The organism is Paenibacillus salivarius, assembly GCF_051307165.1.
Taxonomy (GTDB): domain Bacteria; phylum Bacillota; class Bacilli; order Paenibacillales; family Paenibacillaceae; genus Fontibacillus.
Genome location: NZ_CP195592.1, coordinates 3,234,454 through 3,249,206, shown reverse-complemented (window position 1 = coordinate 3,249,206; position 14,753 = coordinate 3,234,454). Strand labels below are relative to the sequence as shown.

Annotated in this window: 16 protein-coding genes; all 16 read left to right on the top strand. The window is 51.3% G+C overall.

Annotated elements, in window-relative coordinates; translation table 11 throughout:
• Positions 1–95: 95 nt before the first annotated feature.
• The 16 genes from ACSFXJ_RS14735 to ACSFXJ_RS14660 all read left to right on the top strand — a co-directional run bounded on the left by ACSFXJ_RS14735 (position 96) and on the right by ACSFXJ_RS14660 (position 14,699).
• Positions 96–788 (top strand): hypothetical protein, encoded by a 693-nt coding sequence (locus tag ACSFXJ_RS14735; protein WP_435921095.1) that lies wholly within the window; start codon positions 96–98, stop codon positions 786–788.
• Between the two features lie 469 nt (positions 789–1,257).
• Entirely contained in the window at positions 1,258–2,394 is a 1,137-nt protein-coding gene (locus tag ACSFXJ_RS14730) for a hypothetical protein (protein ID WP_435921094.1), read from the top strand.
• Positions 2,395–2,486: 92 nt separating this feature from the next.
• Positions 2,487–2,702 (top strand): hypothetical protein, encoded by a 216-nt coding sequence (locus ACSFXJ_RS14725; RefSeq protein ID WP_435921093.1) that lies wholly within the window; start codon positions 2,487–2,489, stop codon positions 2,700–2,702.
• Positions 2,695–3,450: a hypothetical protein gene (locus ACSFXJ_RS14720; protein ID WP_435921092.1), complete on the top strand. Its 756-nt coding sequence runs from the start codon at positions 2,695–2,697 to the stop codon at positions 3,448–3,450. The genes ACSFXJ_RS14725 and ACSFXJ_RS14720 overlap by 8 nt, the downstream gene beginning before the upstream one ends.
• Positions 3,447–4,643, top strand: a complete 1,197-nt coding sequence (locus ACSFXJ_RS14715) for a glutathionylspermidine synthase family protein (RefSeq protein WP_435921091.1) — start codon at positions 3,447–3,449, stop codon at positions 4,641–4,643. Before ACSFXJ_RS14720 ends, ACSFXJ_RS14715 begins: the two co-directional genes overlap by 4 nt.
• A 2-nt stretch (positions 4,644–4,645) precedes the next feature.
• Complete coding sequence (locus ACSFXJ_RS14710; RefSeq protein WP_435921090.1) at positions 4,646–5,272, top strand: signal peptide protein; 627 nt, start codon at positions 4,646–4,648, stop codon at positions 5,270–5,272.
• Entirely contained in the window at positions 5,272–5,661 is a 390-nt protein-coding gene (locus ACSFXJ_RS14705; RefSeq protein WP_435921089.1) for a DUF350 domain-containing protein, read from the top strand. Before ACSFXJ_RS14710 ends, ACSFXJ_RS14705 begins: the two co-directional genes overlap by 1 nt.
• A gap of 30 nt (positions 5,662–5,691) precedes the next feature.
• Positions 5,692–6,708, top strand: coding sequence for a potassium channel family protein (locus ACSFXJ_RS14700; protein ID WP_435921088.1), 1,017 nt, complete (start codon positions 5,692–5,694; stop codon positions 6,706–6,708).
• A gap of 137 nt (positions 6,709–6,845) precedes the next feature.
• Positions 6,846–7,562, top strand: a complete 717-nt coding sequence (locus tag ACSFXJ_RS14695) for an MgtC/SapB family protein (RefSeq protein ID WP_435921087.1) — start codon at positions 6,846–6,848, stop codon at positions 7,560–7,562.
• Between the two features lie 99 nt (positions 7,563–7,661).
• Positions 7,662–9,425, top strand: coding sequence for an ABC transporter ATP-binding protein (locus ACSFXJ_RS14690; RefSeq protein WP_435921086.1), 1,764 nt, complete (start codon positions 7,662–7,664; stop codon positions 9,423–9,425).
• 6 nt (positions 9,426–9,431) lie between these two features.
• Entirely contained in the window at positions 9,432–10,109 is a 678-nt protein-coding gene (locus tag ACSFXJ_RS14685) for a response regulator transcription factor (RefSeq protein WP_435921085.1), read from the top strand.
• A complete protein-coding gene (locus ACSFXJ_RS14680; RefSeq protein ID WP_435921084.1) occupies positions 10,106–11,188 on the top strand; it encodes a sensor histidine kinase in 1,083 nt (360 codons plus the stop codon). Before ACSFXJ_RS14685 ends, ACSFXJ_RS14680 begins: the two co-directional genes overlap by 4 nt.
• Positions 11,189–11,310: 122 nt before the next feature.
• Positions 11,311–12,006: a response regulator transcription factor gene (locus ACSFXJ_RS14675; RefSeq protein ID WP_435921083.1), complete on the top strand. Its 696-nt coding sequence runs from the start codon at positions 11,311–11,313 to the stop codon at positions 12,004–12,006.
• Positions 11,996–13,090, top strand: coding sequence for a sensor histidine kinase (locus tag ACSFXJ_RS14670; RefSeq protein ID WP_435921082.1), 1,095 nt, complete (start codon positions 11,996–11,998; stop codon positions 13,088–13,090). Before ACSFXJ_RS14675 ends, ACSFXJ_RS14670 begins: the two co-directional genes overlap by 11 nt.
• A 162-nt stretch (positions 13,091–13,252) precedes the next feature.
• Positions 13,253–14,194: a D-alanyl-D-alanine carboxypeptidase family protein gene (locus ACSFXJ_RS14665; RefSeq protein WP_435921081.1), complete on the top strand. Its 942-nt coding sequence runs from the start codon at positions 13,253–13,255 to the stop codon at positions 14,192–14,194.
• A 13-nt stretch (positions 14,195–14,207) separates the two neighbouring features.
• Positions 14,208–14,699 carry an RNA polymerase sigma factor gene (locus ACSFXJ_RS14660; RefSeq protein ID WP_435921080.1) on the top strand — a complete coding sequence of 164 codons (492 nt, stop codon included), beginning with the start codon at positions 14,208–14,210 and terminating at the stop codon, positions 14,697–14,699.
• Positions 14,700–14,753: the final 54 nt, after the last annotated feature.

Below are 14,753 nucleotides of genomic sequence, written 5' to 3'. Positions count from 1 at the left end.
GAAGTATCAGATTTCATAACCGTAGAAATGAGGGATCTGCATTGCGGGCGACCCCGGATATCCTTAACGTTTGGAGAAAATTCGATAATTTCCCTATGGAGACCATCACCAAGGCATGGTATTTTCAAATAACCTCCGAGAAAAAACAAAGAACCGTCGATCAAATGATAGCCCATAGGGAACAGTATGGAACCTCCGGGAATTGTTTTGATCTGGCGATTTGGTTGATTCATGAGTTCAGGCAAGCAAAGCTTCCGAGTTACGCCGTCTTAACCCCTGACTCTCATGTTGCCGTGGTTGCCATTAATGAGAAAGGCAATAGATACTTATGCGATTTAGGAGACCAATGGATCGAGCCGATATTAATAGACCGCGAGAGCGAAGAGTATACGGAAGAGTATTTGGCTCACTTCTTTCCGGGTGCCCGGGTAAAGTTGAAGTCGAACGATGATAATTCCCTCTTTGTAAAGTATAGAAGGCCGAATGGTAAAGAAATGGATCAAACCTATCTCCTTAAACCTATTTCGGATGAACAACTAATGATCGAGGCGGAAAAAACACAGCGAACATTAAGAACCCCGCTCGTGGAAATGAGAATTTTTGCGGAGCGGGAAGTCATCCATTGGGAATTTGATGATTTTATTAGCTTCTACAGTTCTATGGAAGGGAAGCGAATGGAGCGTGCACTTCCGACGCAGACGGAATGGGCGGAAAGGATCAATAAGGTTAGCGGCATAAATACAAATATCATCAAGGATGCTTTTGAGGTTTATTCGAAATATCAATAAAAGGTATTGGATCAAAACCGTGTAAAGGGAGTCACTTTGAAGAAGGTGAATTTATGGAAGTGAGAAAATTAACGGGATTTACCCTTGAAGATCAACGATTATAAGAAAGAAAATAAAGTGAAATCTTACTTCATCTTCATCGTTTGAATACTTTTTTAAACTTTTTGGATATATTGGTGTTTTATAATTGTGGTATAAACATCAATAAGAGAAAGTAGAGTATGATGATGAATAGAATCGCACTTTTTCCGCAACCCTTTTACTATGCGGTCTGCTTACTGCTTGTACCGATGGACAGCATCCCTCGGATCCGAATCCTTCCGCAAATACGGCCCAAAATACGGATCAAAACGAGAAGTTAACCAGCCGTTTTCCTGAATCTCCGCTAACGGCTTCCACCGCCCTTGATTCCGTTCTGGATGCGTCTTCCGTCCGGGCGGAGACCGCAACCGATCAGGGTACTTTGATCATGGTGTCCGAGGGAAGGGAAGAATTGGGACACTTGGTCGTATCAAGCAATCTGGGGCTGGAAGGGGACAAGACGTTCCAAAGCAACTATAAGATTGTTTATAGGCAAGGAGAAGAAGCGAAGACTTTATTGGAACTGCCTGCCTTGATGTACGCCCGTCCGAATGACAAAAAACTGATTTTCAATACATTGAGTTTCAAAGATGCGGATGTCTATTTACTGACGCCTCAGTATAAGACGGGACATGGCGTGGAGGGCTACGCCTTTGCCATCGATAAAAAGAACGGAGAGGCGTCCAGTTTGAAAATATCCAATGGAGAATCCATCTCGGACACCTTGGTTTATTCGGAAATCGAGCGATTTCCCCGCATCGAAAACGATCTGCTGGTTGTTTCACCACCGATCGGCGCGGGAGGAGATGCGGAGGCCGAGGAGAAGCTTTACAAGCTGGATTTGGCAAACAAAAGATTGGTTGCCGTGAAGTCCAGCAGCAAGCTTGAGAATAAGGCGAAACAAGCCGGATTTATGATCACCGATCCGGATCGGAAGATCAAGCTTTATAATGCGCATACCACCTATAAAGCGGACGACTCTTTTAAAGGAATCATTTTGGAGGTCGACGGAAACCCGCATTATTTTGACTGGGAAGTATTAAGTATGTATTCCGATGAAACGCAAGTTTTCTACGCCGACATCACCGGGGATGGAATTGAGGAAGCGGTCGTGATTATGACATGGGGCAGAGGGACGGAATTGGCGATACAAGAAATCCACGTTGTCGATACGGCAACTTTTGAAGAAATCAAGATTGCCGATCCGGTTGAAATTCTGGATAAAGAGGTAACCTCCAACGTTGCCATGCAAGGGGATACAGCCAAAATTTCATTGAAAGTGCGGGGAAAGGAGCATATTCTTCAATCGGATGATGTCACGCCGGAGTTTTTAAACGACCGGGTCGGATACGGAAGCATTATTTACTATCAAGTGAAAGACGGAAAGCTGACCGCAAGGCTGGGGGCGAATATTTCGGTTATCAAATTTGTCGGCGATTTTCATATCACGTACACCTTTGAGCAAAATGAACTTCGAGCCGACCAAATCGAGTTTGAGGAATATGCATCGGAGAAGGGGAATTAGGCTGAAGGTAGACTTTATCGGTTCCTTGAAACTAACGGTCAATAACATCGTATCATTAAATAGTCGTTTAATTTAGAAAGGATGGGATCGGTTTGGAGAACAGCATGACTGTCAAAATGCTCGAAAAAATGCCGGATGGCGAGATTAAACAAATTGATGAGCGGATTTGGAACGCAACCATGATTGCAGCATTGGAGCATGTAAATTATATAGTGGTGGGAGCCCGAGAATTTGAGACGATAGAAGGGCGGTTAAACGTGGATGACGGCGTTCTGGAATTGCTGCTTGTCCCGGTACTGAATGATTGACCCACGCGAAAAGGAGGAAGCTGTTTTGAGTTCGGAAGACAAATTTGAAAAGGAAAATAACGGCTCGAAGCTGTTTACGCCGGAAGGCAAGCCGATTAAGGTGTTATCCACCTCGCTCGGGATCGCGCTTTTGGCCAACGCTTTTCTGGTGCCCGGGGGCACGGCGTTGGCTGCTGGAAGCGGTACGGCTGCCGGCGATGAACCGAAGCTTGTCGAGTGGTCATCGGAAGAAGTCAAACAATACTTTGATAAAAACGTCGATTGGAATCTTCCTCTACCATTAGCGGAAGCGGAAGAGCAGGACGGCGGAGCCGCAGGGGCGGCGGAAGGCTCGGCATCCGGCGGAGGCACGACGATCATCAACCATTACGGCGGCGGATTCGGCTGGGACGATATGCTGCTTTACCATTTGCTGTTTAACAGCGGATCCAACTATTCATCAAGCGGCTGGAACAAAAAATACGGCGGCTACTATGCAGGGACGACGACTCCTTACCAGCCGCGTAACTACTCGAGCGGCTCTTTCCAGAACAAGCCGGTGGCCGGATCGGTCGTACCGCCAAAAACATCGACGTCCACCAAAGGCTCGATTATTAGACGTTCCACATCCTCGAGCCCCGGCGGCATCGGCGGAAAATCCAGCAATCTCGGCTCGACTTCGTCCGGCTCGAAATCCGGCACTTCAGGTTCGGTTTCCGGTTCGTCCAGTTCCAAGTCGAGCGGCGGAAAAGGATTTTTCGGAGGATGACCGGAAGCGTGTTCGAGGTTGTCGGAAAGCCGGATAAAGATCGCGAATCCCGTGTAAGGGAGCTTTACGAGCTCGGCTTTACTTGGGCTGACCTGGAGGAAGAGCAGTATTGGATCGATCAAATCGTGCTTTTGAAGCGGCCGGTTTACGAAGAATTGGAGCGTGCGGCAAAGTCGCTATGGTCCATTCTGGATAAAACGGTACGATATATTCATCGGCGTCCGGATTTGTATGAGCTGCTGGGTATTCCGCCATTACTTTGGCCGATGCTGGATGAGGCTCCGCTCGCCGAGCCCGGGTTGATCAGCCGGTATGCGAGGTTCGATTTCGCCATTGCGGGGAACGGCAGCATCAAGCTGCTCGAATTGAACGCGGATACGCCGACCGGTTACGTGGAGGCATCGATCGCGACACCGTGGATTTTAAAACGGGCCGGATTCGAATCGCCGAACGCCGGGATGAAAGAGCTGGTCGCTGCCGCTTGGGCCGTGGAACAGCCGGATACGGCGGCGTGCGTGGCTTACGGCTCGCATCTTGAAGATTCAGGCACGATCGAGGCGCTTGTCCGCCATAGCGGCAGGGACATGAAGTGCGAGGACTGCCTTGAGCTGTGGTTTGATAACGGGGATTTGAAAAATAAAGACGAGGAAATCATACGCCGCATGTTCGCCTTATACCCGAAGGAATGGATGGCCGTGGACGACGCCGGAGAGGCGATGGCCTATGCGATCGAAACGGGACGGTTAACGCTCATAAACCCGCCGCACAGCTTGCTGTTGCAATCGAAAGGCCTCATGGCAGCCGCGTGGGGGTTATACGAGCTCGGGCTGCTGTTTGATGAGGAGGAACGGGAAGCCATTTCGGCGTACATGCTCCCGACATACAATAAGCCCGTATTTTCGGGAGGCTTCGTGTCGAAGTCGATGTTTGGCCGCGAAGGCGGTTCGGTGCGCATGTATGATGCGGAAGGCCGGCTGGAGCTTGAAGACGAGGAAGGCTTCGACAGCAGCGTGTTATTCCCTTCGGTGTACCAGAAACGGGCTGAGCTTGCCAAAATCGAAACGGCTGAAGGCGAACTTCATCTGTTGACAGGCATGTTCGTCATCAACGGAACTCCATGCGGACTGCTTGGCCGGGCAGGCGGCCCGATTACGGGGAACGCCAGCCATTTTATAGCGATAGGAGTGAAATAAAAATGCGAAAGAAACGCATGCTTTGGTTAACGCTGGCGGCACTGGCGTTATTCGTGCTGAGCGCTTGCGGAAACCAAACGACGAGCGTATTCCATACGGACTCCGGAACGGAGACGACCTTGACCACCTCTCGGGTTCCGTGGGACTACCGGATTCAGGAGGCGACGGTCGGAGATCTGATCGGGAGCGATATGACCCTGCTGCCGGATAACGAGCTGCTGCCGAATGACGGCAATTTTGCGACTGGCGATAAAATCTGGATTTTGCAGTTCATGGACGCGGAGCTGACAACGGATGAGAACCAGAAGAATGAGGTAAGACTGTCCGCTTGGAGCACCATCAAATCTTACGCGGACAAAGCTTCCGCCGAAAAGGATATCGCCGAACTCAAAGTTGCGCTTACGACGGATGTCGACTTGGTCGGTGTGTATAAAACCGAGTATCAGGAAAAAACGAGAAATTTTGCGGTTCTGGAGCTGCCGACCGGCAACCGGGTGAAGCAGCCGATCGATGATGCTCGTTACGAAAAACTGAAATCGGAGAAGAAGGCGTCGGTCGTGTTGGAGGAAGTGCATGATTTTGCCGACTACGATATGGCGTATGCAAAATTTAGGGGGTGGGCGGATTAATGGTTTTCGTGAATATTATCGTAAGTGTTATTGTTATTATCCTGCTTCAATTATTGGGCATGGTTATTTTCAGCTGGATGACGCCGTATAAGGATATGGAAGAATTGAAAAACGGCAACAAAGCAGCTGCCCTCGCCATGGGCGGCAAATTTCTGGGAACGGCGATTATCCTTGGCGTAGCGGCATATACAAATACGTCGATCTGGTTCATGATGCTGTGGTTTGCCGTAGGGTACGTATGTCTGATTGCGGCTTATTGGATTTTTGAACTGTTTACGCCCGGCTTCAAAGTATCGGACCAATTAAAACAGGGCAACGTGGCCGTCGGGATTCTGCTTTGCTTGGTATTTATCGGCACGGCGTTTGCGATCAGCAGTCTCATTATTTAATCGGTTTATTCAATCGGGGAGGACTGACCCGTGCATTTTTTTCTGAGAATCACGACCAAGCTGATGAAGATGCGCAAAACATCGATCAGTTTGATTATCGTCGGCTTTATCATCTTTAGCGCGACGGTCGCTTTTTTGTTGGAGCCCACGACGTTCGGAACTTGGTTCAACGCCCTGTATTGGGTCTTGACGACCATGGCTACGGTGGGTTATGGGGATTACTATGCCGGAACGGTACAGGGAAAAGCGTTCACCATATTTCTGTACATTTTCGGCATAGGACTTCTCAGCCTGGTGATCGGAAAGGTGATCGATTCGCTGGGGAGCATAGCCCGGCAAAGGGGGGCGGGAGCCTTGAGCTTTCGGGGCGGAAATCATATCGTATTGATCAATTGGAACAAAAAAACGCAGTCGGCGGTAGAAGAGATTTTAAGCTATTCGCCCAAAACGCAGATGGTCATCATCGATGAAGCCGGCCGTCATCCGCTTGAGCATGTGCACCAGGTTCATTTTGTCAGCGGCGATCCTTCCGCGGATGATATCCTGGAAAAGGCCAACATTACCGAGGCCAGGGCAGCGGTCATTTTTGCGGATTCCCGGATCGAGGAAACGTCGCTGATCGACGGGAAATCGCTTTTGATCGCTTCGAGCATCGAACGGCTTGCCCCGGCGGTACATACGACCGTAGAGATTACTCAGGAAAAACATATTCAGAATTTCCGGCATGTGCAGGTTAACGAATTCGTGCTTTCGCACGATGCGATATCCAGATTGGCTGTACGCGCGGCATTGCAGGAGGGGAATCCGGACGTCATTCGCCAATTGCTCAGCCGCCAACACGGGGACGATATTTATGAAGTTCCGTGCTCCTCTGCTTGGCGGACCTACAAGGATGCGTTCGATGATCTTTTGAGCCAGGGAGCCACCTTGCTTGCGGACCGCGCCGATCTCGGCATTAACCGTAAGCTGGATCAACCCATTCCGCCAGACGCCAGGCTGTACGTCGTCTCCGATGAAGCGACCTACCGGCGCATTGCGGGGTTATAATTTGTACAATCAAATCGCGATCCTGGTCTTAAAAGCCGGGGTCGTTTTTCTTATTTGCCTGATACGGGTATTTATCATTTGCGCCTAACGGGGCAATACACGTATACTCACTCTATAATGCATGAAGGAGAGAGACAATGGAACAACTAGACCTGGAAATGGTGTTCAAGCTGTGCATGGCTTTGTTGTTCGGTCTGTTCATCGGAATCGATCGGCAGCTCAAACAGAAACCGCTCGGCATCAAAACGAGCATGGTCATCTGTATCGCTAGCTGTTTGGTCACCATCGTCTCCATCGAGGCGTTCGAGAAATTTTCAGGGCCGGACCATCCGAATATGGACCCGATGCGCCTCGCCGCGCAAATCGTCAGCGGCATCGGTTTTCTGGGAGCGGGGGCGATATTGCGCCGCAGCAACGAAGGAATTTCCGGATTGACCTCGGCCGCGATGATTTGGGCCGCTTCAGGTATCGGGATTGCGATCGGGACGGGTTTTTACATTGAAGCATCGCTTGCCGTCATCCTCCTGATTATCTCGGTCAACGGCATTCCGCACATCATCAAATGGATCGGACCTTACAAGCTAAATCAACGGGACGTATCCATCAAGGTGGTTATGGGAGATCACGGCGACGTTTCGGAACTGATTCGTATCATTGAGCGTAAGGATTTGACGGGTCGGGGGGCGAAAAAGAACCAGCACCGGATTCGGCGACTGAAAATCAAAGATCTGGAAGAAGGGCGCCAGCGCGTGGACATGGTGATCTCCGCTTCGGAAAGCGAATATACGACCGAAATTTATCTTTTCCTGCGGCATATCGACCATGTCATCAGCGTGGAAGTGGAGAACTTGTAACGACGGTCCCCGTTTAACTTGAGTTAATATTAGCGGGATATTCTTTTCCTGTACTTGAGAGAGAGTCATGACTTGGAGTCGGGAGAGGAGAACGGAAACATGGAAGCCATACAAAAGAAAAATCAGGGTGCCTTTTACCGTTTATTAAAGGAAACGAAACCATCGGTTGGATTATTGGTCATTGCGATAGTCCTCAGCATAGTATCCACACTCGTCGGGCTCGTGATACCGATGTTTACCAAAAATCTGGTCGACGGGTTTTCGCTGGCCGCACTGGACCGGAAGCAAATCATCATGCTCGTCGCCGCATTCGCGAGTCAAACGCTTGCCTCCGGAGTAGGGATTTTCCTGCTGAATTATATCGGGCAAAAAATGGTGGCCTCGCTTCGCGACCGGCTGTGGAAAAAAATGCTCGTCCTGCCGGTATCCTATTTCGATAACAATCGGACCGGAGAATCCGTCAGCCGGATGACAAACGATACGGGCGTCATCAAGACGCTCATTTCGGAGCATGTGGCCGGCTTCTTCACCGGAATCATTTCAATTATCGGTTCCATCGCCGTATTGCTGTACCTGAATTGGAAAATGACGCTGATCATGTTCATCGTGATCCCTCTGGCGGCTTTGGTGCTTTATCCGCTGGGCAGAAAAATGTACAAAATTTCGATGGGGATGCAGGATGAGACCGCTTCGTTTACGGCGATGCTGAGCCAGGTTTTGTCGGAGATTCGTTTGGTCAAAGCATCGAATGCCGAGCGGAGAGAATATGCCACAGGAAGTACAGGCATTTCGAATCTGCTGAAATTCGGGGTCAAGGAAGGGCTCGTCATGGCCTGGATCAGCCCGCTTATTTCCGTCGTGATGATGATGCTGCTGGTCGTGGTGATCGGTTACGGGGGAATGCAGGTCTCTTCGGGGGCCCTTACGGCGGGCGAGCTGGTCGCGTTTATTTTGTATCTTATCCAGATCGTGATGCCGATGACCCAATTGACGACGTTCTTCACTCAACTGCAAAAAGCGAAGGGCGCTACCGAACGGATTTTGGAGACGCTGGAAGCGGACGAGGAAGAGTTCGATACGGGCGAAGAGGTCGTTTACGGCAATCGTCCAGTGACGCTCGAAAACATCACCTTCGGTTATAAGCCGGATGAACCGGTGCTGAAGGGAATCGGCTTCCGGATGGAGCCGGGGACCGTCACGGCCGTCGTCGGACCGAGCGGCGGAGGGAAAACGACGCTGTTTTCCATGCTGGAACGATTTTATCTGCCGCAAGAAGGACGCATTCTGCTGGGCGACGAACCGATCGATAGCTTCTCCCTTCGGTCCTGGCGCTCGCTGATCGGATATGTGTCCCAGGATAGCCCGATCATCGCCGGCACGATTCGGGAAAACCTGTGCTACGGCGTCGAGCGGGAGGTCGGCGACGAGGAGCTTCGTCAAGCTGCCGCCATGGCTTACGCTGACGGGTTTATCGGCGAACTGCCGCAAGGTTATGACACCGATGTGGGTGAGCGGGGCGTCAAGCTGTCCGGCGGGCAGCGCCAGCGGATTGCCATTGCGCGGGCCCTGCTGCGCGATCCGAAAATTTTGATGCTCGACGAAGCGACCTCGAGCCTGGACAGCCGCTCGGAGCAGGTTGTCCAGCAGGCGCTGAACAATCTGATGGCCGGCCGGACGACGATTGTCATTGCACATAGATTGGCTACGGTCGTCGGCGCGGACCAGATCATATTTATCGAGAAGGGTACCGTTACCGGACGCGGCACGCACGAGGAGCTGATCCAGGGGCATGACATGTACCGGGAGTTTGCGGCGCAGCAGTTGCAAATCGCCGAAGGTTTACTGGAAGAAACAAGGGGCTGATCAAGCATGGCAAAAGTACTTATCGTTGACGACGACCCGCATATCCGCGAACTGGTGCGGGTTTTCCTGGAGGAAGCCGGCATGGAGACGATGGAGGCGGAGGACGGAGTGGACGCGCTGGAAATTCTGGAGCACAAACCGGCCGACCTCGTCATTCTGGACATTATGATGCCGAATATGGACGGTTGGGAGCTTTGCCGGGAGCTTAGGCGGTTGTATGAAATGCCTTTATTGATGTTGACCGCCAAAGGGGAAACGAGACAAATCGTCAAAGGGTTCGACCTGGGCACGGACGATTACTTGGTCAAACCGTTTGAACCGGCGGAACTGGTCGCCCGCGTCAAGGCTTTGCTCAAAAGATATCAAATCATCGTTTCGCAGAGCGTATCGGCAGGCAGACTCCGCATGAACCGGCAATCCTTCGAAGCGGGGACGGCGGAGGAGGCCTTCACGCTTCCGTTGAAGGAATTCGAGCTTTTGTTTCGGCTGGCCAGCAATCCGGGAAGAACGCTGCCTCGGGAGCAGCTGATCGAGGAAATTTGGGGCTATGATTTTGAAGGGAACGAGCGAACGCTAGACGTTCATATCAACCGGCTGCGCGAGCGCTTCACCGAAGAGAAATACGGGTTCCGGATCCGGACGATTCGCGGCCTTGGTTACCGGCTGGAGGTGTGCGGAGAGTGAAATCCCGGTCGGCTAGAGCGCTTCAAGCGGTCTGGAAGTTTATCAAGCATCTGTTCGGGATGTCTGTGGTCTTCCTCGTTTTGGCCGTCTCCTGGACGGCAGCCCGCCTCCTTACCAATGCGGTTTACCGTTACACGGGCAGGCCGCCTTGGAATTATGTGGCCGGGCTTATTGATGTGATCGTCGGCGTGACGATATTCTCCTTGGTTTTTATGGTTTTAAGCCTGCTTTTTCGACGAAAGGAAATGGCGATGTGGAACGCGATGATCCAGGCGCTTCGGCGCATTTCCAAAGGAGATTTCTCCGTACATCTGGATGAGCAAGGCATTAATAAGGAGTTTAGGGAATTCACGCGAAGCATTAATGAAATGGCCAGTGAGCTTGGCAGAATGGAGACGATGCGGCAGGATTTCATATCCAATGTATCTCACGAACTTCAATCGCCTTTGACTTCGATCCAGGGATTTGCCCAGGCGCTGCGCAATCCTGCAATAACGCAGGATCAGCGTGCCCATTATCTGGATATAATCGAACGGGAAAGCCGAAGGCTGTCGCAAATCAGCGACAATTTATTAAAGCTGTCGGCGCTCGATATGGACAGGCTGGACTTTGAAACGGGCCGCTTCCACCTGGACCGCCAGCTTCGTGCTATCGTGCTGTCCTGCGAGCCTCAGTGGTCGGCGAAGGATCTACAAATCGACCTGGACCTGCAGGAAGCGGAGATCGAAGCGGCCGAGGATTTGCTGAGTCAGGTATGGATCAATCTCCTGCACAACAGCATTAAATTCACGCCCGCCGGAGGAACCGTTATCCTGAAACTTGTCCCAAAAGGGAATCATGTGTTTGTCACGGTTTCCGATTCGGGGATCGGCATTCATGAGACGGATTTGCCCCGCCTTTTCGAACGGTTCTATAAAGCGGACCGCTCGAGGAACCGTAATGAGGGAGGCAGCGGACTGGGCTTGTCCATCGTCAAGAAAATCGTCGATATTCACCGGGGGGACATTTCGGTTCGGTCGACGCCCGGCGAGGGGACGGAATTCGTCATTCGTTTGCCGGTCCGGTGGGAAAGTGAATAGTTGATGTAAAGGCGTTGTTAATATTCTCGTAATGGATTTTTAACCTTTTTTTTGTTTGTTGGGCAAGTGCGCATGATATGATGGTAATGTATGTCCAGCACATTTTAAAGGATGATTAATGGATGAGTAAACAAATTCTGATCGTCGACGATGACGAGAAAATTGCGAAACTGATCGAAATCTATTTGATAAACGAAGGATATACCGTGCATTTGGCGGAAAACGGGCTGCTTGCCCTTGAAATGATGGAGCGGGAAGAGATCGACCTCGTCGTGCTCGATGTGATGATGCCTGGCATGGACGGCATTTCCGTTTGCCTGAAAATACGCGAAACCCGGACCACGCCGATCTTGATGCTTAGCGCCAAAGACGGGGATATGGACAAAATTACGGGCCTCATGACCGGGGCGGACGATTATATGGTCAAACCGTTTAACCCGCTGGAGCTAGTGGCCCGGGTGAAATCGCTGCTAAGGAGATCGTCCTATGCCGCACAGCCGAAAGAAGCCCCGCAGGACAACTTGATCAAGCTGGGTTCGCTGCAAATCGATAAGGAGACGCATACCGCGACAGTGGACGGCAGACCGGTCAAATTGACCCCGATCGAATTCGGCATTCTTTACCTGCTTGCCAGCCATCCGGGCCGGGTATTCGGTTCGGAGGAGATTTTCGAGCTGATCTGGAAGGACAAATATTTCGAGAGCAACAATTCCGTGACGGTGCACATCAGCCGGTTGCGGGACAAGCTGGAAAAAGAAATGGACGGGGAGAAGCTGATCCGGACGGTATGGGGGGTCGGCTACAAAATTGAAGGCTAGCATCCGCTTTCTTGTCTGGGTGTTCTGGACGGTCGTCACCTCGCTGGTCTCCTTGTTGCTGCTCGCCCAGCTTGCGAGAGCGGTATATTACTTTTTTCCCGAATTGACGGTTTATTCGGTGATTCGGCTGGTGAACAAACACATCGGATTTCCTGAAGCCTATTATTTGGCGGGCGTTCCGATTCTCTTGCTGTTTTCGCTGTATTTTTACCGGAGAAGCGTCAGACGTCATGAACAGAAGTACCTGTCCCAATTGATTGAAGAAGTTCACAAGATCGAAGAAGGCTCTACCGCCAAAGTGCCGGTGGAAAACGTGGGCCAACTGGGCCAGCTTGCGACGGACATCAACCGGATGGTGGACCGGCTCCGGACCTCCATGGAAGAGGAACGGAGGGCAGAGCAGACGAAAAACGAACTGATCACGAACGTATCCCATGATTTGCGGACGCCGCTGACATCCATTACCGGATATCTGGGTCTGATCGAACAAGACCGGTACAAGGATGAAGTCGAGCTGCGATATTATGTCAATATGGCTTATGAGGAATCCTTGCGTTTGAAGCAGTTGCTGCAGGACTTGTTCGAGTATACGCGGCTGCAGAACAAGGAAATGAAGTTAAACAATAACCGGATCAATCTGGCGGAAATGCTGTATCAGATTACGGCGCATTTCGGCTGGCAGCTGCAGGAAAACGGCATGGAGTGCCGGCTGTTCATGAACCAGCAGCCGCTCTACGTCATCGCCGACGGCGACAAGCTTCGCCGCGTTTACGAGAATCTGATCACGAACGCGATCCGCTACGGGAGCGACGGGCGTCTTCTCGATATCCGCGCGCGCATCGAAGGGAACGATGTGGTTACCGAAGTCATGAACTACGGCGAACCGATCCCGGCTCAAGATTTGCCGCACCTGTTCGACCGGTTTTACCGGGTCGAGAAGTCGCGGGCCGCGCAAACCGGGGGATCGGGCATCGGCCTGGCGATTGCCAAACATATCGTGGATCTGCACGGCGGTACGATTTCCGCGGAAAGCGACGAGGATCGGACCGTATTTACGGTCCGGCTTCCGCAAGAGATTAGATAAACATATATTTTACATTTAAGCCTTAGTCCGAGCTTTCGGGTTAAGGCTTTTTTTCCGGATTAAGGAAATCGAAGGGAAATCTTAAGGGAATCTTAATAATTTCTTATCCGTGACGCAAACTTCGGGCGACATAATGGTACACGTAGGAGAAATAAAGAGGGGTTGGCGGCATTGTCCGGAAAAAAGAGATATTTGATACTGTTATTCATTGTTTTGATTTTCGTTTATCACGAGAAACTATCCTTCGCATATGTACAGGAGAACGGCACCAAGCTCATCGACCGAATTGAACAAAAATGGCGCGACATCCGAACGCCCGAATTGCCGGGACTGGAAGGGGAAGCCGTTCTGATTATGGATAGAACATCCGGTAAAGTCCTTTTCAGCGATCATGCCAATCAGAAAATGTATCCCGCAAGCACGACGAAAATATTAACCGCGCTCCTATTGCTGGAAAAAAGCGATCCGGACGCGTCGGTCACGGTAGGAGACGAGGTGCTGCAGCGGACCCCGGACGAAAGCTCGGCCGGCCTCGTTCCCGGCGAAACGCTGACGGTCCGGGAGTTGGCCGCGGCGATGATGCTGCCGTCGGGGAACGACGCGGCAAGGACGGCAGCGGCTTACGTAGCCCGGTTAGAGACCGGGGAGTCCCAAAAACCGGAGCAAGCCATAGCCTATTTTGCGGAATTGATGAACGCGAAGGCCAAGGCGCTCGGCGCGAAGCACAGCCATTTTACGAATCCGCACGGCTTGCATGATCCGGAGCATTATACCACCGCGAGCGATCTTGCGTTAATCGCCAGAGAGGCGATGAAGAATGAAGAATTTAGGACCATCGTGGGCGAAACCGTTTATTCTACAGGCGGTGAAGGCGCGGGCGAGCATGTTTTTCAGAATCGCAATCAGCTGCTGAACGACGCCGGAGAGTGGTATTTTCGCGGAGCCAACGGCGTGAAAACCGGATACACGGAAAAAGCCGGCTATTGTCTTGTCGGTTCGGCCGCCCGGGATGAAAAGGAACTGATCACCGTAGTGCTGCATTCCAGCGAACGGGGAGTTTGGTCGGATACGGTCAAGCTGCTCGACTACGGTTTTGAAATGTAAGGGGGAGCAAGAGATGAATAAACGTTCGATGGATTTGATCTATCGCGAATATAAACATGACGTCTACCGATATTTGTATTATTTATGCCAAAACCACCACAATGCCGAGGATCTGATGCAGGAAACATTTTGCCGGGCATGCGACCGGTTGGAAGAAATGGAAGGCAGAAAGACGAAAGCCTGGCTGCTTCGCGTCGCCTATAATGCCTATATCGACAGACTTCGGAAGGAAAGCCGTTCCACGGTCTACGAGAACGAATACTTCCATAACGTTCCTTGCGAAGAAACGCCCGAAATCAATGCGCTGGCAACGGAGAGCAAGGAAGAGCTGTACGCCATGCTTGCCGAGTTGGCGCCGAATCAGCAACATGCGGTGCTCCTGTACCATATCCACGGTTTTTCGTATCAGGAGTCGGCCGATTTGATGGGGATCGGATTATCCCATTTCAAAATATTACTGTACCGGGCAAGACAAAAATTGCGGAAATGCAAAGAGACAGCCTAGTCATTCTCCTTCATTTGCGGTAGGATATGATTACCATACCGATTGGAGGGATAA

Bases quoted from the DNA above. Each gene is read 5' to 3' on its own strand.
- ACSFXJ_RS14715 (WP_435921091.1), top strand. From the start codon at position 3,447: ATGACCGGAAGCGTGTTCGAGGTTGTCGGAAAGCCGGATAAAGATCGC.
- ACSFXJ_RS14685 (WP_435921085.1), top strand. From the start codon at position 9,432: ATGGCAAAAGTACTTATCGTTGACGACGACCCGCATATCCGCGAACTG.
- ACSFXJ_RS14695 (WP_435921087.1), top strand. From the start codon at position 6,846: ATGGAACAACTAGACCTGGAAATGGTGTTCAAGCTGTGCATGGCTTTG.
- ACSFXJ_RS14710 (WP_435921090.1), top strand. From the start codon at position 4,646: ATGCGAAAGAAACGCATGCTTTGGTTAACGCTGGCGGCACTGGCGTTA.
- ACSFXJ_RS14720 (WP_435921092.1), top strand. From the start codon at position 2,695: ATGATTGACCCACGCGAAAAGGAGGAAGCTGTTTTGAGTTCGGAAGAC.
- ACSFXJ_RS14730 (WP_435921094.1), top strand. From the start codon at position 1,258: ATGGTGTCCGAGGGAAGGGAAGAATTGGGACACTTGGTCGTATCAAGC.
- ACSFXJ_RS14660 (WP_435921080.1), top strand. From the start codon at position 14,208: ATGAATAAACGTTCGATGGATTTGATCTATCGCGAATATAAACATGAC.
- ACSFXJ_RS14705 (WP_435921089.1), top strand. From the start codon at position 5,272: ATGGTTTTCGTGAATATTATCGTAAGTGTTATTGTTATTATCCTGCTT.
- ACSFXJ_RS14735 (WP_435921095.1), top strand. From the start codon at position 96: ATGGAGACCATCACCAAGGCATGGTATTTTCAAATAACCTCCGAGAAA.
- ACSFXJ_RS14675 (WP_435921083.1), top strand. From the start codon at position 11,311: ATGAGTAAACAAATTCTGATCGTCGACGATGACGAGAAAATTGCGAAA.
- ACSFXJ_RS14690 (WP_435921086.1), top strand. From the start codon at position 7,662: ATGGAAGCCATACAAAAGAAAAATCAGGGTGCCTTTTACCGTTTATTA.